Source organism: Uliginosibacterium flavum (genome assembly GCF_040566545.1).
GTDB classification, from domain to species: Bacteria; Pseudomonadota; Gammaproteobacteria; order Burkholderiales; family Rhodocyclaceae; genus Uliginosibacterium; species Uliginosibacterium flavum.
Map to the genome: position 1 here is coordinate 37,648 of NZ_JBEWZI010000002.1, position 22,250 is coordinate 59,897.

20 protein-coding genes and 1 tRNA gene are annotated in these 22,250 nt (G+C 59.2%); 12 read left to right on the forward strand and 9 right to left on the reverse strand.

Going from position 1 to position 22,250, the window contains the following annotated elements; genetic code table 11:
• Positions 1–9: 9 nt before the first annotated feature.
• From ABXR19_RS01905 to ABXR19_RS01915, 3 genes are read left to right on the forward strand one after another with little or no spacing between them, the layout of a single operon-like run.
• Complete coding sequence (locus tag ABXR19_RS01905; RefSeq protein ID WP_354599390.1) at positions 10–438, forward strand: CHC2 zinc finger domain-containing protein; 429 nt, start codon at positions 10–12, stop codon at positions 436–438.
• A complete protein-coding gene (locus tag ABXR19_RS01910) occupies positions 431–2,008 on the forward strand; it encodes a YfjI family protein (protein WP_354599391.1) in 1,578 nt (525 codons plus the stop codon). Before ABXR19_RS01905 ends, ABXR19_RS01910 begins: the two co-directional genes overlap by 8 nt.
• Entirely contained in the window at positions 2,005–2,550 is a 546-nt protein-coding gene (locus ABXR19_RS01915; protein ID WP_354599392.1) for a hypothetical protein, read from the forward strand. The genes ABXR19_RS01910 and ABXR19_RS01915 overlap by 4 nt, the downstream gene beginning before the upstream one ends.
• A 121-nt stretch (positions 2,551–2,671) precedes the next feature.
• Here the strand turns inward: ABXR19_RS01915 and ABXR19_RS01920 are convergent, their stop codons facing one another.
• The 8 genes from ABXR19_RS01920 to ABXR19_RS01955 all read right to left on the reverse strand — a co-directional run bounded on the left by ABXR19_RS01920 (position 2,672) and on the right by ABXR19_RS01955 (position 12,490).
• Positions 2,672–2,938, reverse strand: a complete 267-nt coding sequence (locus ABXR19_RS01920) for a hypothetical protein (protein ID WP_354599393.1) — start codon at positions 2,936–2,938, stop codon at positions 2,672–2,674.
• A 245-nt stretch (positions 2,939–3,183) separates the two neighbouring features.
• Complete coding sequence (locus ABXR19_RS01925; protein ID WP_354599394.1) at positions 3,184–3,627, reverse strand: hypothetical protein; 444 nt, start codon at positions 3,625–3,627, stop codon at positions 3,184–3,186.
• Positions 3,624–3,947: a hypothetical protein gene (locus tag ABXR19_RS01930; RefSeq protein WP_354599395.1), complete on the reverse strand. Its 324-nt coding sequence runs from the start codon at positions 3,945–3,947 to the stop codon at positions 3,624–3,626. Before ABXR19_RS01930 ends, ABXR19_RS01925 begins: the two co-directional genes overlap by 4 nt.
• A gap of 57 nt (positions 3,948–4,004) precedes the next feature.
• Positions 4,005–5,018 (reverse strand): NUDIX hydrolase, encoded by a 1,014-nt coding sequence (locus tag ABXR19_RS01935; protein ID WP_354599396.1) that lies wholly within the window; start codon positions 5,016–5,018, stop codon positions 4,005–4,007.
• 2 nt (positions 5,019–5,020) lie between these two features.
• A complete protein-coding gene (locus ABXR19_RS01940; protein WP_354599397.1) occupies positions 5,021–5,458 on the reverse strand; it encodes a hypothetical protein in 438 nt (145 codons plus the stop codon).
• A gap of 129 nt (positions 5,459–5,587) precedes the next feature.
• Complete coding sequence (locus tag ABXR19_RS01945; RefSeq protein WP_354599398.1) at positions 5,588–6,691, reverse strand: hypothetical protein; 1,104 nt, start codon at positions 6,689–6,691, stop codon at positions 5,588–5,590.
• Entirely contained in the window at positions 6,681–9,140 is a 2,460-nt protein-coding gene (locus ABXR19_RS01950; protein ID WP_354599399.1) for a DEAD/DEAH box helicase family protein, read from the reverse strand. Before ABXR19_RS01950 ends, ABXR19_RS01945 begins: the two co-directional genes overlap by 11 nt.
• Entirely contained in the window at positions 9,140–12,490 is a 3,351-nt protein-coding gene (locus tag ABXR19_RS01955; RefSeq protein ID WP_354599400.1) for a DNA methyltransferase, read from the reverse strand. The genes ABXR19_RS01950 and ABXR19_RS01955 overlap by 1 nt, the downstream gene beginning before the upstream one ends.
• Between ABXR19_RS01955 and ABXR19_RS01960 the strand changes: the two genes are divergently transcribed.
• A complete protein-coding gene (locus ABXR19_RS01960) occupies positions 12,375–12,704 on the forward strand; it encodes a helix-turn-helix domain-containing protein (RefSeq protein WP_354599401.1) in 330 nt (109 codons plus the stop codon). The genes ABXR19_RS01955 and ABXR19_RS01960 overlap by 116 nt on opposite strands.
• Before the next feature lie 666 nt (positions 12,705–13,370).
• Here ABXR19_RS01960 and ABXR19_RS01965 read toward each other — a convergent pair.
• Positions 13,371–13,447 (reverse strand) — tRNA-Met (locus ABXR19_RS01965).
• Positions 13,448–13,636: 189 nt separating this feature from the next.
• Here ABXR19_RS01965 and ABXR19_RS01970 point away from each other — a divergent pair.
• From ABXR19_RS01970 to murU, 8 genes are all read left to right on the forward strand, one after another.
• Positions 13,637–14,014, forward strand: a complete 378-nt coding sequence (locus tag ABXR19_RS01970) for a hypothetical protein (RefSeq protein WP_354599402.1) — start codon at positions 13,637–13,639, stop codon at positions 14,012–14,014.
• Between the two features lie 31 nt (positions 14,015–14,045).
• Entirely contained in the window at positions 14,046–15,380 is a 1,335-nt protein-coding gene (gene miaB / locus ABXR19_RS01975; RefSeq protein ID WP_354599403.1) for a tRNA (N6-isopentenyl adenosine(37)-C2)-methylthiotransferase MiaB, read from the forward strand.
• Positions 15,370–18,036, forward strand: coding sequence for a zinc-dependent metalloprotease (locus ABXR19_RS01980; RefSeq protein WP_354599404.1), 2,667 nt, complete (start codon positions 15,370–15,372; stop codon positions 18,034–18,036). Before miaB ends, ABXR19_RS01980 begins: the two co-directional genes overlap by 11 nt.
• Before the next feature lie 115 nt (positions 18,037–18,151).
• Positions 18,152–18,949, forward strand: coding sequence for an amino acid ABC transporter substrate-binding protein (locus ABXR19_RS01985; protein ID WP_354599405.1), 798 nt, complete (start codon positions 18,152–18,154; stop codon positions 18,947–18,949).
• 69 nt (positions 18,950–19,018) lie between these two features.
• Positions 19,019–19,672, forward strand: a complete 654-nt coding sequence (locus tag ABXR19_RS01990; RefSeq protein ID WP_354599406.1) for an amino acid ABC transporter permease — start codon at positions 19,019–19,021, stop codon at positions 19,670–19,672.
• Positions 19,673–19,688: 16 nt separating this feature from the next.
• Complete coding sequence (locus tag ABXR19_RS01995; RefSeq protein ID WP_354599659.1) at positions 19,689–20,441, forward strand: amino acid ABC transporter ATP-binding protein; 753 nt, start codon at positions 19,689–19,691, stop codon at positions 20,439–20,441.
• A gap of 36 nt (positions 20,442–20,477) precedes the next feature.
• On the forward strand, positions 20,478–21,473 hold the full coding sequence (locus ABXR19_RS02000) for a PhoH family protein (protein WP_354599407.1): 996 nt from the start codon (positions 20,478–20,480) through the stop codon (positions 21,471–21,473).
• Between the two features lie 12 nt (positions 21,474–21,485).
• The gene (murU, locus tag ABXR19_RS02005; protein ID WP_354599660.1) at positions 21,486–22,172 is read left to right on the forward strand and encodes an N-acetylmuramate alpha-1-phosphate uridylyltransferase MurU; all 687 of its coding nucleotides are present in this window, start codon (positions 21,486–21,488) and stop codon (positions 22,170–22,172) included.
• Positions 22,173–22,250: the final 78 nt, after the last annotated feature.

Consider the following 22,250-nt stretch of genomic DNA (forward strand, 5'->3'; position numbering starts at 1 on the left):
GGCGCGGCAATGAGCATCGAAACCATTCTTTCCCGCCTCGACAAACCCCGGCGTACCGGCCAGCACAGCTATGTTGCCTGCTGCCCCTCGCATACAGACAAATCTCCGTCACTCACACTTCGGGAGATGGATGACGGTCGCGTACTTTTGCATTGCTTCGGGGGCTGCAGCATTCATGAAGTAGTTGCCGCTCTCGGCCTGACGCTTTCGGACTTGTTCCCGGAAAAGGTTGATAGTCACCATACCCAGCGTGAACGTCGCCCCTTCCCGGCCGCAGACATTCTGCGCTGCATTGCCTTTGAAGCACTGGTCGTCGCAACCGCAGGGGCCGCCCTGCTCTCCGGGCATACCTTCTCTGATGTAGATCGTCAGCGACTGATGCTGGCTATCGGGCGCATTCAAGCCGCTCTGACGGCCGGGGGGTATGGGCATGGATAATCACATTGCACACGGCGCGTCATTCCTTGACAGCATTGCGCTAGGCATGGCGAGTGACGCCTCGCCCGAACACGCCTTCGGCAACGCTGACAACGGGAAGTGGCCTGATCCGCAACCCCTGTCCGTCAAAGTCAGGTCGGAGCCGTACCCGCTGGATGCGCTCCCGGATTCGATCCGCTACGCTGTCGAGGAGGTCGCAGGGTTCGTCAAAGCGCCGTTGCCGCTTGTGGCCTCGTCCGCGCTCGCAGCTGTGTCGCTCGCAGCGCAAGCGCATGTGGATGTGAAACGCGCCGAGAAGCTGACCGGCCCGACCGGGCTCTTCCTGCTGACCATTGCCGACAGCGGAGAACGGAAGTCCACCTGTGATGGTTTTTTCACGAAACCCATCCGGGAGTACGAAGACGCGCAAGCAGAAGCAGCCAAATCCCTGAAACGCGATCACGCGGCAGCCACGGAGGCGTGGGAGGCCAAGAATGCCGGACTGAAGGAACAAATCCGCGCGCTCGCAAAATCCGGCAAGGCAACTGATGGCATCGAAAAGGCCCTGCGTGACCTTGAACACGAAAAACCGGACGCTCTGCGTATCCCCCGGCTGCTGTACGCCGATGCGACACCTGAGGCTCTTGCCTATGGCCTCGGAAAACAATGGCCTTCCGCTGGCATCGTTTCAGCCGAAGCGGGCATTGTGTTCGGGTCACATGGCATGGGCAAAGATTCGGCCATGCGAAACATGGCGACACTCAACCAGTGCTGGGATGCCACCCCGCTGAACATTGACCGTCGCTCCAGCGATTCCTTTACCGTTCGCGGGGCAAGGCTCACGGTCGCTTTGCAAGTACAGGAAGCCACAGTGCGTGAATTCATTGGCCGCTCCGGCGCGCTGGCTCGCGGCACAGGCTTCCTCGCCCGTTTCTTGGTGGCATGGCCGGACTCCACCCAAGGTTTTCGCCCCTTCAGTGAGGCTCCGGCAGATTGGCCTTGTGTCAGTCGCTTTCATCAGCGCCTTGCCGCGATTCTGGAGATGCCTGCCCCGATTGATGCAGACGGAGCACTCAACCCGATCATGCTTCCGCTCTCCCCCGACGCCAAGGTTGCATGGATTGCGTACCACGATGCGGTTGAAGCTGAGTTGGCTCGTGGCGGCGAACTGTGCGATATCCGCGATGTAGCCAGCAAATCCGCCGACAATGCTGCGCGACTCGCAGCATTGCTCCACCTGTTTGAAGGCGGGGATGGAGCCATCAGCGCCGAAGTGTTCAACGGCGCCAGCCGAATCGCCGCATGGCACCTCAGCGAAGCCAAACGTTTCTTCAACGCGTTGGCCATGCCCGCCGAACTCGCAAACGCCTGCCGCCTCGATACCTGGCTGATTGCTTGCTGCACGCGCGAACAATCTTGCTCGGTCGGGAAAAATCATGCTCGCCAGCACGGCCCCCTGCGCGACGGCACACTCTTGGATGCGGCGATCCACGAGCTTGCACAACTGGATCGTGTCCGGTTGATCAAGGACGGCCGCCGCTCAAGCATTCAAGTTAATCCGGCCTTGCTCATGGGCGAGGTGACAGCATGATCCTCGCCGAACTGATCCGAAAGAAAGAGCCGTCAGCTACTGCTACACCTGCTACTTCTGCTACATCTCAGCGCACAAAGCCGGCAACCGTAGCAAGAATAGCAATCGTAGCAGTAGCAAAGCCTCCCGCAGTTAATGCGGGAATGAATGCTGCACGTCCTCGCCCATTATTCCCTGTGGAAGAAGATACCATCAGGGCATGGCTCACCGTGCTGGGCGAGGCCGACCCGGTCATCATCAATGAAGTCCTGCATGTCTGCCGCAGCGACGTAAGCGCTCGCGACTACTACCTCGAACGCTCACGCCCGCCCTCGGTGGCGCCAAATATCGAAGATGACAGACGAACATGCAACCAGTGCGCGCAACTGAGTCATAAAGGAAGATGCCTCGCAGCCCAGCGCAGAGAGATTGCCGCCAGCCCGAACTACGAACCGATCCGCGACTTACCGCGCCGCTGCGAAGGCTATAAGCCCGGCCCTGACGACAATGACAGACGCACGGGACGTGTGCGGTGGCCATTCTTGGTGACGCATGCGGACTGAAGCAGCCGAGGCCCGCAAGTTGTCAGCCAAGTTGTCGATGTTGTCGCTCCGCGCCAAAAAAGGCGCGGCACAATCAACTACCCAGAATCTGGGTAGTATCGCCCGATCACACGGTAGTCGGTCACGGTTTTCGGGGGCTTGCCACCGCCACCCGAATGGCAGCTTGCAGCATTTCAACCAGCTTTTCTGCTTCGGCGACAGTCATCTCCAATTCCGTATTGGAGGTGACGATGTCATCTGCCAAAACTTTGCAATTGGCATCAACTTCAGGATTAAGCCGCCACGTTTCAAGGTTAACAAGGCCAGCATGAATGTTGGGCAGTACCTCGACGAAGCCTTGACGATAGGAAATAGCTGCGCACCGTATTCTTGATTGATTCATTGCCATTCCCTCAGTTCAGCGCCGCCAGAGCTGGTTTTTTACCGCGTGCGGTTTGATGCCGCCAATGCCCGTAAGTTGTCGGCCAAGTTGTCGAAGTTGTCGCTCAACTCCTAAAAAGAGCGACAACCCAACCGCCATGTTCGGGCCAAAGGGGTGCGTTTGAAACGCGACCCCTTCCCGCAAATCTCAAGCAATCCTCGCCGCGTATAAATCAGCCAATTCCTTATCCGCCGCGCGTATTGAAAACGGCACTACGCCGCCCGCATCTCCATCCCGAGAAGCAATCTCACGGACGACTGAATGCTTGGCTTGGCCATGATTTCCAGCAGCATGTCATCGCCGCTGGCCTTTTTGATGAAGTCGAAAAGCATTACCAGCAGCCACTCGAAGAAAACGCACAGGTCGTCCCCCTCCCAGTTGGCTTGGTTCTTGATCCAAAACTCCCCAAGGGCCGCCCGCAATCGCATCGGCAATTTGACTTCAGTAAAGCCTTCGATGATCTGGTAATCAGGATTCCGGCCTGCAAAGATGTCTGCATACCGCCGTATTTGGGCGTTGCACTTATCGCGGAACATCACCTTGTCGAACCGGACAGGGCTCGAAAGTAGCTCCTCGAACTCGGCACAGAATCGGCCCACAAGCATGGTCACCACCTCGGGATTGCCAAGGTACGCCTGCGATTTCACCTGACTCACTTGGCGCATTCCTGAGCCTGAAAGGCATACATAGCCTCCCATACGCCCATATATGCATCGTGCCGTGGCCGCTCCTTCACGCTCGATTTGAAGTTGCCGTAATTCGTCGCGCGCACGGCATCGGCCATGCGCAGCGCGACCGCTTCACGATCAATGCGAGCACGGTACTTGTAATCTGTGCCGCCCCCAACCTGCACCTGGGCCTGCGGAAACACGCGCTCGATATCACCCTTGTGCCGCGCACGCACCAGCAAGGTCTGGCCCGTCGTGTCGCCCTTGTCGACCACCGACAGGTACGCATCATTCAGAAAAATCCACATATCTACAGTCCTATCCAATAGATGACGCATTGCAAATGCAGCCAGATTTCAGTCGCGTCAATACAGCTTGTGTGCCACATCCGTAGCAAAGTAATCCAGCATGTCCATCAACAGCGTCTTTGCCTTTTCTTCAGTCCCTTCGAAGTATTCTCGGTCGAGATTGGCCTCTGCCACCGTGGCAATGGCGCCCTCTTCCTGCGGAATGAAATACACCCTGAAGAAGTAGTGGCCCGTCCAACTGCGATACATGTGCAACACATTGCCGGAAAAATAGGCAAACCACTTGTCGTCATCTGAGTGAGGAATCATGCCCAGCCGCAGGTTTGCAAACTGCCGCGCACCGAAGTTCCGGTTGATTGCCCAACCCATCACATCGCGCCCGAAAGGCAATGTTTTCCAGTCCAGCGCAGTAGCAACCTTCGGCTTTACCTCTGCCGCCTGCGCCTTAAGGTGGCAACGCAAGGCCGATATCACCGGCGCGTCAAATTCGCTGGTCACGAAGGTTTCCAATTGCTGCGACGGCACCAAGTGCACCGCCTGCGACTCCCAGCACATCTCGGCAGGATTGCCGCCGATACGGCGGGCAAGGTAGTAGCGGGTTCGCGTAGATGTCCGGTCAGCATCAACCAGAAAACCGGTCAGCTCAATCATCAGCCCGGCTTCCTCGAACACCTCTTTCAGCGCAGTCGCGCGCAACGACAAAACGCCCTTGGTTCGCCCCTTGGGGACGGTGTTCGCGTAGCCCCCAAACTCGTTGCTTGGCGACACCACCCAGACGCGTCCGTCATCCTCAATAACGACAGCCCCGGCTGCCTCTTTCATGCCCTTGGAGAGAACGAAATCCGGCTCTTCAAAATCGTAACACCCCGCCCATTCCTCCCACTGCTCGCGCGTCTCCGGCATTACGCCAGAGGTGAGCGCTTTTCCGTTGATGCCAGCAGACATGTCGCAGTCAGGTGTTGCCGTGACAATGCTTGATGCATCACCCCAGCTTTTTAATTCGCTGGGCGTATGCGGTTTGTAGATTGGATGCTTCTGGCCCTGCTCGTTCAAACGAGGGTGATAGATCACGCTCACGCCTCCTTGAAAGCCTGCCTCTTGTCCCAAGGGCCAGACTTGAAGCTCTCCCCTCCGAATGCAGATTCCTCCGATGGGGCCGCCCACCAGTCGCCCATCCGTGCTTCCGGGCATTCGGCCGCACGTTCCTTCAACACTTGCAGCACTCGCTCTCGAACGCTGCTATGCAAAAACACCGGGGCCAGCATTGGCCAGTACGCACTCATTTGATCCAAGGCCTGCAGCGCCGAATCCCAATCGGCCAGCAAGGGGGAATCAGCCGCTACGCGTTCTGCCGAAAAGTCCTCGCCCAACAGCTCTTCAAAATATGCCGCGTCGGACTGCTTGCTGACCCGAAAGCCAATCGTCCCAAATGGAGTGATTTCAATGGACAGGTCAACCCCGCCGCCCTCGCCAGCCATCTCTACCAGCCTGATTCTCTGCAACTCGTGCATTTAAGCATCCCCTCAAAATTACGCCCGGCGTGAATGCCGGGCACATACTCACTCTGCCACACCACAGACTCACAGCATGAGCCTCATGCGAATTCCATTGCAAACAGCGTAACGGTTAGCGCAGTGAGTCTATTTTTTTCCCTGCATTCGCTTCCACAGCTCCTCGCAGGGCTTCGGATGGTCGCGTATGTCAGCGATCTTCTCCGCGCCAAAGCCCAGCGTCCCTTCCTTCGCATAGTTCATCAATTTCGCCCTGCGCTTCTCGCTGGCCAGCTTGCCATACTGCCCATGCACATCAGGCTTGAGGTAATCCTCCAGTAGTGCGTCCACAAATCCAGATTCGCTTTGCCCGTGTTCAGCATGTCGCAACGCCAAGTCGTGCCCCAGCTCATCAACGGGGATGAAGTAGGACTGCGCATCAAAAACCTGTGCCGACAACTTCAACACCTCATCCACAGAAGAGTCTTGCGTCAGCAGTCGCAGCACATCTTCGATGTACGGTCGGGTGCCGGGCTTCTGGAAGACGATACGAGCCCGCATGAAATCCCCTTCGTCAGGGAACACAGACAGCCCGTTTTCATCGTTGATTTTGAATTTCGCTTGGGCCGACAGACTATCCAGTGATGAGGTTGAGGCCAGCACCCCGCGCACCCGGAAATTCCAAACCTCACCCTCGAACTCCACCGGCTGCCCGCTGGCCAGAAGCTGCCTCTCAACAACGTGCGGCATGTAGAGCGTGGAGACGATTTTGTAATCCGACCAACCGCCACCCGCGCCAATCGTCAGCCCCTTGGGGTCAACAAAACCAAAGGTTTGAGTTTTGGTTTCGTGATCCAGAATCCAGACGATGAAATCCGGATAAAACCAATCAGAGTCGTCCACGCGCAGCCGGAAGGATTGATCGTTTTTTTCGATATTCCGTTTCAGCCAGATGTCCTTGCTGCCCCACTTCAGTGGCGTCTTGTCGCTTTTCGGATGGTCACCTGCAGGGTAGAGGTAGCGGATCAAGTCACGGACAAAAGCTTCCTCGTTGCTATCAAGCTTGCCCGGCCCGACATCAACCTCATCGCTCTTGGACGACAGCAGCAGCGGCTGATACACGCTGCCCGGAGCCAAGACTTCAATGCCGCCCATAGGCTCAACGATAATCGGCATGCCGCTCACGTTCGGGCAAGAAAGAGCCGCTCCGAAAAGCCCGGCCTGAATCGGCTGGTTCTTGTTTTTACTCGACATTCAGAAATTCCTTGTAATACAGGTCAGGGATGCCGCTCTTCACTGCCGGAATCAAGGCGTAGCGACTCCGTTTGTTTTCCTGCTTGCGGTAGGCGCTTTCAAACAAGCGGCGAACGATGGTGACGGCCAGCCGATTGATGCGGGCAATATCGGCCGGCTCGCGCACCCTCCACATCCCCGGCAGGCCTAATATCTCGAACTTGCTGCTGTTCAGCGCCGCATCAATCGCGCCCATGTCAAAAGCAAAATTCCAGAGCTGCTTGCTGCGCTTCCACTCCACCATTTCCCGGTACACCGCATCGCGGTCAATCAAGCCAAGAGCTTTCTGGAAGTCGGCGGTTATGTCCTGCCCTGCCACACCTTGCCGGGCTGACACAGCGCCGTCCTGCATCCCGGAGGTAGCAATCGAAGCCGCCAGAGAGACCGTCGTTTTCTTGACGCTGGAGAGCCACTGGCTGCCCGTAACGAGCGTCTGGAAGTCCGCTTTGTCAGGCGCAATGGCGCGCACCGACTGTAGCAACATGGGTGCGTGTTTGTGGACGCCACACTCCACCCGCTTTACTTCATGCACGCCGTTGTCTGACAGCCCCTGCAAGAAGGTGTTTAGATAGCCAGACTTCAACCCATAGACATAAGCAGTCTGCAGCGGCGCCAATACATCGGCAGGTTTTTCCAGCCGCTTGCCATCGCCACCCACGCCCGCAAAGCGCACCACGCGACCGAACATTTGGATGATGAGCGAGCCCTCGCCCTGCCCAAGTCGCAGCAGGGTCAAACTGGACGCCCGGTAGTTGTCCCAGCCCTCAGCGAAGCGCCGCGAACCAACCAGCACATTCAGGCCGCTGCCGGGCGCATCAAGGCGAGCAAACAGCGAGCCCGTCATGGCATCGTCTTCTACTGCCAAGCCTGTAGCCTCCAGCGCCTTTTTGAGCCCGGCAGCATCGCCTACATTGACCACGCCCCAGTAATGCGTCACGTCGCCGCGTAGCAGTCCCAAGCCCAGTTCGCCCGTTGCCGCTTTCACAAGCCGCAGCACCGGCTTGTCACCCGCCTGCCAGCCAAAACAATCCGCCAGCACGCGACCCGCCAAGCTCTTGGCATCCACCCCTACTACCACCGCGCGCACGCTGGCAGGCAAAAGGTCGGCGCCTTCAGTGGCCGTGGCCAGCAGGCCCTTCAGGTTCTCGTACAAACGATCCGGCTGAGACAGGATGCCGTTCAGATAGCACAGCACATCCACCACATCAGAAGTCTGCTCCTTGTCGCCATCGTTCTTAGTGCTACCGATGACAGACAAGCCAAGCAGCACCCAAAGGGGCGCCGCAACTTTAAGATTGGCCTGCTTCGCCGCTTTCTTGGCATCGGCAGAGCGGAAACTCGCCACCTGATGCCAGTACGCCAACAGCGCCGCCGTCAGCGTTTCATGTTGAGCTGCATCGTCGGCATCCGTGCTGGACTGCACGCGCACATGCCAGAAATCCTTGCCGTAGCGGTCTTGGTGGAAGCGGTCGTAGGCGTAATCAAAGACCACGGCTTTGGCATAGCGGGAGAAACTGTTTTCGCCCTCCACCACCTGGCCAAAAGTGGCCGAGAACTCGATCAGCAGCCCTCTGTGCTTGGCCTGCTCAGCACCAATGCCTGCCAGCGTGCTCTGGATTTCCTTCCAGACGCTGGCCTCGGACTTCTGCCCCTTGTGGCCTTCATCCACGAAAACCAGATTGCGCCCCTCACTGAAGACCGAAGTCGGCACCGTCACGCCCTCGCCCTTCTTGTCGGTCGCCAGCTTGTTGATGTCCAGCACGATCACCGTCTCCGGCGACAAACGCCCCATGGCTGAAGCATCGCCATCCATCGGGTAGGCAAACACCTCCCACTCGCCTAGCGCGCGGAGCTTGTCGGCATGCTGGCGCGTCAGGGCTTCCGAAGGCGTGATGACGATCAGCCGATCCCACGCCTGTTTTTCCAGCAGGGCGAGGCAGACATGCAGCACATGGGTCTTGCCTGCGGCAGTCGCCATCCAGAATGCCGCCAGTTGCAGGTCAGCCTCGGTGAAGTCCGGCACATCCTCGCCCTTGGGCTTGTGCGCCGACAGCCATGCATTAAGGCGTATCAACAGTGCGCCAGCATCATCCTGCAGCGCAGAGGCCCAATGCGCGAACAGCAGCAGAGCCAGATACTGGGCGTAACGCGGTGCAAGCTGTGCACGGCTGCAGGCGATCCGCACTCGACCATCCAATTCGGCCAGATGGCTTGTATCGCCCGTGCTGACTGAGGCCAGCGCATCCAGATACTTGCCTTCCGTCAATGCCTGCGCCGTGCTGACATTGCCTTCTACCGTGCGCAACTGTGCCATCGCGGCTGCGAGCGGCAAGCCCACCTCTTGCGCCAGCGCATCGCGCAGCACCAGCGCGGCTTTCAGCCGGGCATGGCCGGAACGCTTGGCCGCCATCACGCCCTCCCGAACTGCAGGGCAAACACCGCTTCGATGGCCTCTAGTCGCTCGCAACCATCAAAGCTCAGGCTGGCCGGATCGTTGGCATACACCCGGTCGGCCGGATGCTCTGCCAGCTTCGCCGCAACCCAGTCCGCCGAATCGCTGGCGGCGCAGTCACGGAAAAAAACCGCGACTTGCTGCTCTCGCCGATTACGGCCCAGCATCACTACGCCTTGCGGCTCGCGGTACAGGCGGCTGATATCCAGCCCCAGCAGATAGGGCAAGCTTTCCACCAGATCGACATCACAAGGCTGCGATTCACCGCCCCCCTGCGCACGCTTCAATTGATAGCCAAAGGGCGAGGCGAACTGGCCAATGCTCGTGTATAAGCCATGCGCCGTCTGGTCAAGGCGGTAGCGCAGGGCAAAAGCCGCATCCTCAAAGGGCAGGTCGCCGGAATCTCCCGCATAGCTCCCGGCATCGAGACTTTCCAGCGTGTCGTCGTATTGCTCCAGATGCTGCACGCGAACAAATCCGCCGGGGCCGCTGACGCTCACAGCCAAACCGCCTTCCCATTCGAGGGACGAAATGACTTTCTTGACCCTGTTGAGCGTTACAGACTCGAAATACTTGTTTGTCTCGACGACCAGAAATTTACGCCGCCCGTCATCATCAGCGTTCATTGCGACAACCGCATGAGCCGTTGTTCCAGAACCCGCAAAAATATCCAGACACCAACCCTCATCGTCTCGAAGCCCTGTGACCTTGAGGCAATCCTGCACCGCGAGAAATGACTTCGGATACGAAAACGCGTTCTTTCCAAACAGCTTTTTTATTATCGCAGTGCCATATTCTGTTGCTGAGTGTCGTGCCTCAGCCCAGATCGTTGTTGCCTGAACCCCTTTTTGGTTTGGACGATATTTGAAGTACACCCAGCGCCGACCAGACCGATCATCCTTGACTTGAAATTCGTCTGGATTGGCAGTTACTTCGTCATGCTTCCAGCGCCATGTTTTTTGCTGCCCTTCCTCATCGATAGGAAAAACAATTTCTTCGCCTTTCTTGGGCTTTTCCTGCAAAAGCCACTCCTTGCTGCCCTCATTCCAGACGATTTTTGGGATACGTAGCGACGAAGCAGAAAGAAACATCGGGTAGTAAAGCCGCCAGCGCGCCGAACGGTCGGAGTTGGAGCCTTGCCGACGAAAATTCATCCATTCGAACACGCCTTCTTCATCAGACTCTCGATAGCGATCTTGCTGCTTTTGGGTGCGCTCTATTTTTTCAAGGACGCTTGATGGATCGTTCCTGAAGAAAATGGCGTATTCATGCGCGACAGCCAGACCGGTTTTCGTCGGACGCCCTCGTGGGTTTGCACGAATGGCGACTGTCCCCACTCTGTTATCTGCTCCAAAAACTTGCTCCATGATGGTGTGCAACTCGCGCTGCTGGTAGTCATCAATGGTTGCGCATGCAATCCCGTCCAGACGCAACAAGCGTCTAGCCAACAGAAAACGGTCTTGTATCAAAGATGCCCAAGAGCCTTTTCGATATCCATTCTTGTAGTCAATAGGGCCTGCATCGGTGTTGTACGGAGGGTCAGCGTACAAAGCTTGAATCTGGCCACAGAACTTTTCTTGCAGCGTATTCAGCGCCTGCCAATTGTCCGACTGGATGGCGATGCCATCGATAGCCTCATCCAGTGCTGCCGCAGCGGTCACGGCAGCCAACAAACTCCACTTGAAATCCACATCGAAATTGCGCGTATCCACCGGCAGCGGCAGGTAACACGCGGAGGCAGGCGTAGCCAGATCGCCTTCCGTTTTGCGCACACAGGCATCCGGGGCGGCGTAATCGCCCAGCCCCAACTCCAGCCATTCCGCCCGCTGTTTTTTCACGATGGTGGCAACGTGCTGCGCCAGCCAGTCCGGGCAGTATCGCTCCAGCCGGTCAAGCGTGATGACGTAGCGGGTTTCAAAGACCAGCTTTTTCTTCTCCCACAGGGCTTTCTGGAAGCCTTCCAGCGCCGCAAGAAAATCGATGATCTGCGCGCCTACGTCACGAACGATGCGCGCGGTCTTGAATGCCCGTGCCGGTAAATCGCCGCCCGCCAGCAACTGATCGGCATCGAGCACTTCAGTCTTGATGAAGATGTCGAGGTCTTCGCGCAGGGATTCTTTCAGTCGCTTGTGAATGAAGAAGTCGCTTTGGTTGCGGGCAACGAAGACGTTGAGCCAGCGACGAATGTCTGCGTCCTCGCCGCCAACGGCATTGCGGACAGCAGCGACGATTTCGTTCTTCTGCTTGTCGCTCTGCGCGCCCTTGAGATAGTGCAGGCTGATCTTGTGCGCCTCGCCCGCTTTGCTGACGGTGTGCAGCTCGTAATGAGCTTTGTCATTGGGCTTGAGGGCGGCACGGGTTGTTTGCAAGCTGTCCGGCTCCACGCTGAAGACGATGCGCTGTCCACCGGCCAAGCGCACCGGAAAGTCGGTAAAGATGTCGCCCGACTTGATGTAGTACATGTCTTCCGTGGCCCAGTGGAACTCGGTGTCCTCGCCCGTGGACTTGATGTACCGCGAGCCACCTTTGCCGTAACGGCGTTCGACGATGAAATCGCCGTCCTGATAGTGGCGCGAGAAAAACTGGTACAGCCGGTTCAGCGCCTCGGCGCGGTCATCCTGCACGGTCTGCTGCCCGGCCAGCGTTTCGGTGCGGCTACGATACTCCGCCGCCAATGCCTTGACGGCCGGGATGCCCTCGGCTTGGGCGAGGGTGGCTTCGCGCTGCTGCTGGGTCATGCCGGGCTTGAGGCCGAGTTGACCTTCCAACTCCTTGATGCGGAGCTTGTCGTCGGCCTGCGCTTCATGGTCGAGCTGCAAAAAAGCCGTGTCCAGGAGTTCGGCCAATTTGCCGCCCTCAAGCTGTTTAAAGTCTTTCCCCTTGATTACTTCACCAAGGAAAGCCTTCACCTCCTTGTTGTGACGGCGAATCACCCGGTAGATGCCGAAATCCAGTGCCTCGGCTTCATCCATCTGGAAAAGTTCGGTCATCAATTCGACAAAGCGGGTTTCCTGCTCCTGCCGGATGGCTATGCCCATCGTGTGTGCTCCACTGGGTCTCGGCCGCAAACAGACCGGTAAAATTGGCGAAATCGCCAATTGTAGCCGAGCATTAGACATACACGCCTTTGCGGCTACGCCATTTGATTCTGAAAATTGGCGGATGATCGATATCGGCCAAGTTATTCGCGGCATGCGGAAAGAAAAGGGCGCCACGCTGGAGCAACTGGCATTTGACGCCCGTACCGATGCCAGCAATCTGTCGCGGGTGGAATTAGGCAAACAAACACCATCCTCTGAGTTGCTCATGAGGATTGCCGCAGCGCTCGGCACGAATGTATCCACGCTCTACCAGATCACCGGCAGCGTTGAAGCCACGGGGACAGCACTTCAAGCTGACGACTACGCCGAAGATGCCGTCGAGTTGCGCTGCACCTTCCGCGTACTCAACGCCGAAAACCGCAGACTGACAGTGGAATACGTCAAGCTCCTGTATCGGCTGCAGGAATCGAAACCCGCCTGACCGCAAGTGGCGGGGATTGCGTCTTGTTCGGTTGAGTAGCCCCTAGCTCCTAGAGGCCGCTCGCTTTCACCAGTACCCAAATTTGGGGAGTGGCTCTTATCCTTTTCACCGATACCGGAATTTCGGTATCGCTCCCTCGCCAGCAGCGACAGGGCCTTTTGCTCATTTTTGAGCGAAAGCCGTGACAAGGCTTTCCCACTACAAAAGGGATAGGCTCAGGGGCCTGCGAATCTGCCCGGACTAAGCCCCCTCGATCACGCAGGGATAGTCCATCGAAACTACCGGTTTTCCGGTAGTAAGGTAGGCCAGCCAGCAATGACGTTTGTCCCTGCTTCCGCGCCTGCGCCCCCAATACCGGGATTTCCCGGTATCCCCACAAATTGCCGTGCATGGAAGTTTGGCAACCGTTATCCCGATAACGGGATATCCAGCTATTGGTCACTCTCACGCACCAGCAGGGACAAACCTGAAACCATCTCAGGAACAAGGTGGATGAAAAAAGCGCCGCCCGGAAGGCTCTAGCCTGCGCCACATACAGAAAAAGCCAAGCCCTGAGGTTGCGCAAAGCGCCGTGCGGACGCTCCCGTAGCTGCTCGCCACGCTAGCCCGGTGCTAGCCCAGACCGTAAACGAGAAAGGCCTGCATCGCTGCAGGCCTTGGTATTACTGGTGGTGATGGGCGGAGTCGAACCGCCGACCTATGGGTTATGAATCCATCGCTCTAACCATCTGAGCTACATCACCTCCGAAGAGCCGGCGATTATAGGGAGAACAGTAAATCAGGTCAATCACCTTGCGCGACAAATCCTTATTAACGGAATGGCCAAAGCACCGTCAATTCATGCACTTGGGCGGCTTTGCATTGACTTTGAAGAGTTGATCATCGACCATGCAAACCTTACTTGAACCCCTGATTTTCCTGTGGAAAGCGCCATGAAAAAGCTCTTGAGCATTGCCTTGAGTCTGGGTTTGCTGCTGGCCTCGACCGTTTACGCACAATATTCAGATCCGGTTCGGCCGATTCCGGCGAATGCCCCGAAGGCCAAGATGATCGTGGCCGGGGAGCGCACCCTGAATCTGAACGGCAAGGACTTCATGCTTGCTCCGGGCGGGGTGATTGTTAATGAGAAAAACCTGAGCACGGTCACGACGGCGCTGGACAACGGCTACACCTACATCGTGCGCGTTAAGTTCGACAGTCAGGCGCAGATCCAGCGCGTCTGGATCCTGACGGCCGCCGAAAACGAAGTGGAAGCACCGAAACTGGCTGGCGATTCGTCTTTCTGGCAGTGGCTGTTCCCCTGGCTGTAAGGCCTGCCCCAAAACAAAGTGAAGTGATTCGATGAAGAAGCTGTACATCCGCACCTTCGGGTGCCAGATGAATGAGTACGACTCAGACAAGATGGCCGACGTCCTTGGCGCCGGCGAAGAACTGACCAAGACCGACACGCCCGAAGACGCAGACATCATCCTGTTCAATACCTGCTCGGTACGGGAACGGGCGCAGGAGAAAGTGTTTCACGACCTCGGCCGGGTCAAGCACCTCAAGAAGCTGAACCCGAATCTGATCATCGGCGTGGGTGGTTGCGTCGCCTCGCAGGAAGGCGCGGCGATTCTGACCCGCGCACCTTATGTGGACGTGGTGTTCGGGCCGCAAACCCTGCATCGCCTGCCGGCCATGATTGATGCGAAGCGCGAGTCCGGCAAATCGCAGGTCGACATCAGCTTCCCCGAGAACGAAAAATTCGACTCGCTGCCACCGGCCCGCGTCGATGGCGCGACGGCTTTCGTGTCGATCATGGAAGGCTGTTCCAAATTCTGCACCTACTGCATCGTGCCTTACACGCGCGGCGACGAGATCTATCGTCCGCTGGGCGATGTGCTTGCGGAAGTCGCCGGCCTGACTGAACAAGGCGTGAAAGAAATCACCCTGCTGGGCCAGAACGTGAATGCCTGGCGGGCGCCGATCGAACCCGGCTCGGACGAGATGGCGGACTTCGCCTTCCTGCTCGAATGCGTGCATGAAGTGCCCGGCGTGGAACGCATCCGCTACACGACATCGCACCCGCGCGAGATGACCCAGCGCGTGTTCGAGGCCTACGCCAAGCTGCCCAAGCTGGTCTCGCACCTGCATCTGCCGGTGCAGTCCGGTTCGGATCGTGTGCTGGCCGGCATGAAGCGCGGCTACACCGTCCTTGAGTACAAATCCGTGGTGCGCAAGCTGCGCGCGGCGCGCCCCGACCTGTCGCTATCGACGGATTTCATCGTCGGCTTCCCTGGCGAGACGGAAGCGGATTTCGAAGCGACCATGAAGCTTATCGAGGACATCGGTTTCGACACATCCTTCAGCTTCATCTTCAGCCGCCGCCCGGGCACGCCCGCAGCGGAGATGCACGACGACACCGCGCCGGAACTCAAGCTCGCGCGCCTGGCCCGTCTGCAGAAACGCATCGAAGAGATGGCTGCGGTGATCAGTGAAGATATGGTCGGCACGACCCAGCGCGTGCTCGTGGAACGCCTCTCGCGGAAAGATGCGAACGAAATGGCGGGGCGCACCGATAATAACCGGGTGGTCAACTTCAAGGGCAACCCGCGCCAGATCGGCCATTTCGTCAATGTGAAGATTACTTCTGCGCTGCCACATTCCTTGCGAGGCGAGGTCGAGATTGCTGAGTAAACGGTTTTCCTGGTTTGCCCTGTGCGGGCTATGTGCCCTGTTAGCCGCCTGCGCAGGCACTCCCCAGCACGCCCCTTCGGCAAAGCCCGTCAACACCAAGCCTTCAGCCATAGGGGCCGCCAAGCCAGTTGTGGCGCCGGTCGCCAGTGCATCAGCGCCGGCCATACCCAGCAATCCCAATCTGAAGCCTTACGCTGAAGTCATCAAGGATTTCACCCGTCTGCCGGGCTATCTGACGGTATACAAAAAGGACGAGCGCTACATCATTGAGCTGAAGGAAAGCGATTTCGCCCAGCCTTTCTTCTTCACCACCCAACGCAGCCAGGGGATTGGCGAGCGCGGGCTGTGGGGCAGCATGATGTTGGAATCCGGCGTCGGCAGTTTCGTGCGCTATTCGGACCGCATCCACTGGATCGAACGCAACACCAGCTTCGTCGCGCCGAATAACGCGCCACTGCAACGCGCCGTGGCCGACGGATTTTCGGACAGCCTGCGCGGCGCGGCCGCCATCCTGAGCCAGCCCGAGCCGAAAACCCACGCGATCCTGGTTGACCTGAACGCCCTCGTCCTCAGCGACTTCTCCGGCACGGCGACCCTGCTGCAGAGCATCTACCGCCAGCCTTATCAATTCGACCGCAACAACACCCTGATCCGGCAAGCGCGCGCCGAAAAAGCCGAAACCAGCTTCGACATCCGCGCCCACTATGCAGCAGCTGCATTGTCCATCGCCACGCCCGGCCTGCCCATCCCGCCGAGTGTGCCGGCCACCCTGCCCGATCCACGCAGCATGTTCTTCGGCTTCACGCTGAGCTTCTCGCCGCTACCCGATCTGATGACGCCACGCGCCGCCGATGCGCGTGTGGGTTACTTCAAGACCACCCAGCGCAATTTCGACAACGATTTTTCCGCCTCCAACCGTCAGCACCTGATCCACCGCTGGCGTCTGGAAAAGAAAGACCCGGCTGCCGAGCTGTCCATACCCAAGCAGCCGATCACCTTCTGGCTGGATCGCAACATCCCGGCGAATTATCGCGAGGCAGTGACGCACGGCATTCTGGCCTGGAACCCGGCCTTCGAAGCCATCGGCTTCAAGGAGGCCATAGCGGTCAAACAGCAGCCCGATGATGCCCAATGGCGCAGCAGCGAACGCGATTACGCCACAGTAAAGTGGTATCTGGCCACCGACAACGCCGTTGCCATCGGCCCCTCGCTGGTGGATCACCGCAGCGGCGAAATCCTGGATGCCGACGTGATCATCACCGACTTCTGGACGCGTGGCCCGCGCCAGCAGGCGGTACAGGACATCCTGCCACGCACGCACGCCCACGACGGAGAGGACTGCCAATACGCGGTCAGCGCCTTTGCCGAGATGCAGCAGGCTCTGGATCTTCGCGTGGCGCGCGGCGAAATCGCGCCGGACGGCCCCGAGGCAGAGGCCTTCGTGCAGGACGCACTGGCCGCAGTAGTCACCCACGAGATCGGTCACGCTCTGGGCCTGACCCACAACTTCCGCGCCTCCAACGCCTACACCCTGACCCAATTGCGCGACCCGGCCTTCGTTGCCAAGAATGGCATCGCCACTTCGGTGATGGACTACGTGCCCTACAACACGCCCGCCAAGGGTCAGCGCGACACCGAGTACATGCAGAAACGCATCGGGCCGTATGACTACTGGGCCATCGAGTACGGCTACAAGCCCCTGCCCGCCGACAGCGAAACGGCCGCCTTGCGCGACATAGCCGGGCGTGCTGCCCACAACCCTTCCCTCGCCTACGGCGATGATAACGACGCGGGCGGCGGCGGACTCACGGCCGGGATTGATCCGGCCACCGGGCGTTTCGATCTGGGCGACGATCCAGTCGCCTATTTCCGTCAGCGCCTGCTCCTGAGCCACGAACTCTGGGACGCACTGGCCCGGCGCGCCCCCGATGGCAGCATCAGCGAAGCGGCCGACACCCGCTCAACCGTGCTACGCAGCCTGAGCGCTCTTGGCTCTGCGGCCAGCAATGCGGCGCGCAACATCGGCGGGGTCAGCGTCACGCGCCACACCTCACCGGCCCAGCGCGAAGCCTTCAGCGCCCTGCCCGCCACGACTCAACGCGTCACGCTCGCCGCCCTGTCCCAAGGCCTGTTCCAGCCCGCCAGCTTCCGCATCGATCCGGCCTTGCTGCGCCGCCTGGCGCCGAATGCCCTCGACAACAACAGCGCCGAACAATTGCCGCTGGCGGGCCTTGTGCTGCAACTCCAGACTGGCGTACTCGACCAGCTCTTCTCTGATCGCCTCAGCATCCGTCTGCTGGAAGCGGAACTGAGCACAGCCGCCAGCACTGATCGTTTCCGCCTCGCCGAGCTGCACACCGGCCTGCGTCAGGACATCTGGCAGGAATTGAAGAGCAGCAACAACATCGACCTGATGCGCCGCAATCTGCAGCGCGCCCACCTCAGCCGCCTGAGCGCGATTGTGCTGCGTGCCAATCCCGGCACCCCTGCAGACGCGCGCGCACTGGCCCGCTACGAGGCACATGCCCTGCAAGCCACGCTACGAGCGGCTCTTCAGCAAGGGGGTCGTAACATCGAGACCCAGGCGCACTTGCAGGAAAGTCTCGCCACACTGGACGAAGCCCTGCGCGCGCCACTGCTGCGCACCAACCCCTGACAATCCGGCTTGCCGCCGAAGGCCCGGAAGGCGACAATCCGCAAATTGCCGGCGCCATGCGGGGCCGTACTGAAATATCCAATCACGCGTCGTTCAATTTCCGGGGACATTCATCATGAAGAAACTCAGCGCAGTACTGGCCTTCTCTCTCGCAGCAGGCCTGCTGCTCTCCGCTTGCGGCAAGAAGGATGAAGCCACGACAGCTCCGGCTGCGGCACCGACAGCCAGCAAGATCATCATCGGCCTCGACGACAATTTCCCGCCGATGGGATTCCGTGACGAGAAAAACGAACTGGTCGGCTTCGACATCGATCTGGCCAAGGAAGCGGCCAAGCGCATCGGCGCCGAGGTGGAGTTCAAGCCGATCGACTGGAATGCCAAGGAAGCCGAACTCAACGGCAAGCGCGTCGACGCGCTGTGGAACGGCCTGACCATTACCGAAGAACGCAAGGCCAACATCGCCTTCACCACACCCTATCTGGAAAACCGCCAGATCATCATCGTCACGGCCAAATCGGCGATCAAAACCAAGGCTGATCTGGCCGGCAAGGTCGTCGGGATTCAGGATGGCAGCAGTGCTGTCGAAGCTGTCGCCAAGGATGCCGCAACCGCCAAATCGCTCAAGGAACTGAAGAAGTTTGGCGACAACGTCACTGCCCTGATGGATCTGACAACAGGGCGTCTGGATGCACTGGTGGTCGACGAAGTCACCGGCCGCTATTACACAACCAAGAAGCCCGGCGAATACGTCGTGCTGACTGAAAATTTCGGCACCGAAGACTACGGCGTGGGCGTGCGCAAGGATGACACGGCACTGCTGGCCAAGCTGCAGACCGCGCTGGACGAGATGAAGAAAGACGGCAGCGCGGCCAAAATCGCCACGCAGTGGTTCGGCTCCAACATCGTCAAGTAATCACCCGAGAAACAAAGCAACACCCTGACCGGCCCCTCGCGGGCCGGTTTTGGTTACAAGGCCGAACACATGGACTATGTACTCAACATTCTCGGCCCACTGATTGAAGGCACGGGCGTCACCCTCAAGATGTTCATGGTGACGATCGTACTGGCCGTACCACTGGGCCTCGCCCTGGCGCTGCTGCGCATCTCGCGCTGGCCCTTCGTCAGCACGCTGGTCAATGCCTATATTTGGCTGATGCGCGGCACCCCGCTGATGCTACAGATGCTCTTCATCTATTTCGCCCTGCCTTTCGTGCCGGTGATCGGCATCCGTTTGCCCGACTTCCCCGCGGCCGTGGTGGCCTTTGTGCTGAACTACGCGGCCTACTTCGCCGAGATCTTCCGCGCCGGCATCCAATCCATCGACCGCGGTCAGTACGAAGGCGCCAAGGTGCTGGGTCTCTCCTACGCCCAGACCATGCGGCGTATTGTGCTGCCGCAGATGGTCAAACGCATCCTGCCACCGGTCAGCAACGAGACCATCACGCTGATCAAGGACACCTCGCTGATCTATGTGCTGGCCATGAACGATCTGCTGCGCGCGGCGCGCGGCATCGTCCAGCGCGATTTCACCACCACCCCGTTCATCGTCGCCGCCGCGTTCTATCTGGCCATGACCCTCGTCCTGACCTGGGGCTTTCAGTATCTGGAAAAACGCTATGCCGTCTACGATGAGTGAAGCCATGGCAACATCAATGATCAATGCCGAAAACATTCACAAACGCTTCGGCGCAGTCGAAGTGCTCAAGGGAGTATCCCTGCAGATCAGCAAGGGTGAAGTCATAGCCGTGATCGGTCCGTCAGGGTCAGGAAAAAGTACCTTTCTGCGCTGTCTGAATCACCTTGAAACCATCGACAGCGGACGCATCGAAATCGAGGGTGCCGTGCTCGCCAGCACCGATGCGAACGGCCATTGCCACTATGCACCGGACGCCGAAGTGCGCCAGATCTGCCGCAAGATGGGCATGGTCTTCCAGCACTTCAACCTGTTTCCGCACCTGACCGTACTGCAGAACATCATTGAGGCGCCGATCACCGTAAAAGGCATGAAACGCGAGGAAATCATCCCGGTCGCCGAAGAGCTGCTGCGCAAGGTTGGCCTGTTTCCCAAGCGCGACAGCTATCCGGCGCGCCTGTCCGGCGGGCAGAAGCAGCGCGTGGCTATTGCCCGCGCTCTGGCCATGGAGCCGGACATCATGCTCTTCGACGAACCCACCTCGGCCCTGGACCCCGAACTCACCGGCGAGGTGCTGCGTGCCATGCGCCAACTGGCCGACGAGCACATGACAATGCTGGTTGTGACCCATGAAATGGGCTTTGCACGCGAGGTCGCCGGCAAGGTTCTGTTCATGGATCACGGCGAAATCATCGAAGCCCGTCCTGCAGCCGAACTGTTTGCCAACCCGGAGCATCCCCGCACCCGGGCATTTCTCGATAACATGCTCTAAATCCGCTGCCGGGCAGCCTTTACCCTCATCGACACCGTGGTTACTAGCGACAAGATTCCTGCACTCAAGCCCCGCTCCCTGCAACTTGCACTTGAGCCGGTCGACAACGCCCGGCTGGCCAATCTATGCGGTGCGCTTGACGCCAACCTGCGCCAGATCGAAGCAGCCTATGACATCTCGATTGCCCGGCGCGGCGAGCGCCTGACCCTGCGCGGCGAGGCCGCCCAGTTGCAGATTGCCCGCACCGCGCTGCAGGAATTCTACAAACGCGCCGGACAACACCTCACGGTGGAAGACATCCAGCTCGGCCTGATCGAGCTGAGCAAGCACCACGACGACAACCTTACCGCTCCCGTCCTGCTCACCCGCCGAACCGACCTGCACGGCCGCACCCCGCGTCAGGTCGAATACCTGCGCGCAATTCAGTCACATGACATCACTTTCGGCCTCGGCCCGGCCGGCACCGGCAAGACCTATCTGGCCGTGGCTTGTGCCGTCGATGCCTTCGAACGCGAGCAGGTCCAGCGCATCATCCTGACCCGCCCTGCAGTGGAAGCAGGCGAGCGTCTCGGCTTCCTGCCCGGAGATCTGGCCCAAAAGGTCGACCCCTATCTGCGCCCGCTCTACGACGCGCTCCACGACCTGATGGGTTTTGATCGTGTCGCCAAGATGTTCGAACGCCAGTGCATCGAAATCGCCCCGCTCGCCTTCATGCGCGGGCGCACCTTGAGCAATGCTTTCATCATTCTCGATGAAGCACAGAACACGACGCCCGAGCAGATGAAAATGTTCCTCACGCGCATCGGCATCGGCTCACGCGCGGTCGTCACCGGCGACCTGACCCAGATCGATCTGCCGCGCGGCCACAAGAGCGGCCTGCTCGACGCCGTGCGCACCCTCAGCGATGTGCGCGGCCTGGCCTACACCCGTTTCACCAAGGAAGACGTGGTGCGCCACCCATTGGTAGCGCGGATTGTCGAAGCCTATGAGCGCGCCACAGCCAATGCTGGCGGCGGCAACGAAGAGGTCTGAAACATGAAAGCCATGATCCTCGCAGCCGGCCGTGGCGAACGCATGCGCCCGCTCACCGACATCTGCCCAAAGCCGCTGCTCAGCGTCGGCGGCAAGCCGCTGATCGTGTGGCACATCGAACGTCTGGCGCGCGCCGGCATCCACGATATCGTCATCAATCACGCCTATCTCGGCCACACCATCGAGGAAACCCTTGGCCGGGGCCAGCTGTGGGGCGTGCAGATCGACTACTCGCATGAAGACGAGGCCCTGGAAACTGCCGGCGGCATCGCCAACGCACTTCCCCTGCTCGGCAACGGCCCATTCCTCGTAGTCAATGGCGATGTCTATTGTGATCTGGATTACGGCACCTTTTGTGCCCGCGCCCTGACCCGCATCGCGCAAGGCAATCACGCCCATCTGGCGATGGTGAACAACCCGGCACAGCACCCGCAAGGCGATTTCGTCCTCGACGCCAGCGGCCGCATCTCGCGCGATGGCGGCTCGCTGCTCACCTTCTCCGGCATCGGCGCCTATCGTCCGGAATTGTTCAGCAGCATTGAACCCGGCAGCAAAGCCAGGCTCGCTCCGCTACTGTTCACCGCCATGGATCAGGGGCGCGTCAGCGGCCAGCACTTCCAGGGACGATGGGAGGACGTGGGCACGCCGGAGCGTCTGCGCATGCTGGATGAAGAGCTGAAGCTCAGAACAGAGCAATGAGTGCTGAGGACTGAGGACTGAGTGCAAGACCAGGCGCCTGGTGGGCGCAATTAAAACAACCACAAGAAAATCGCCCCG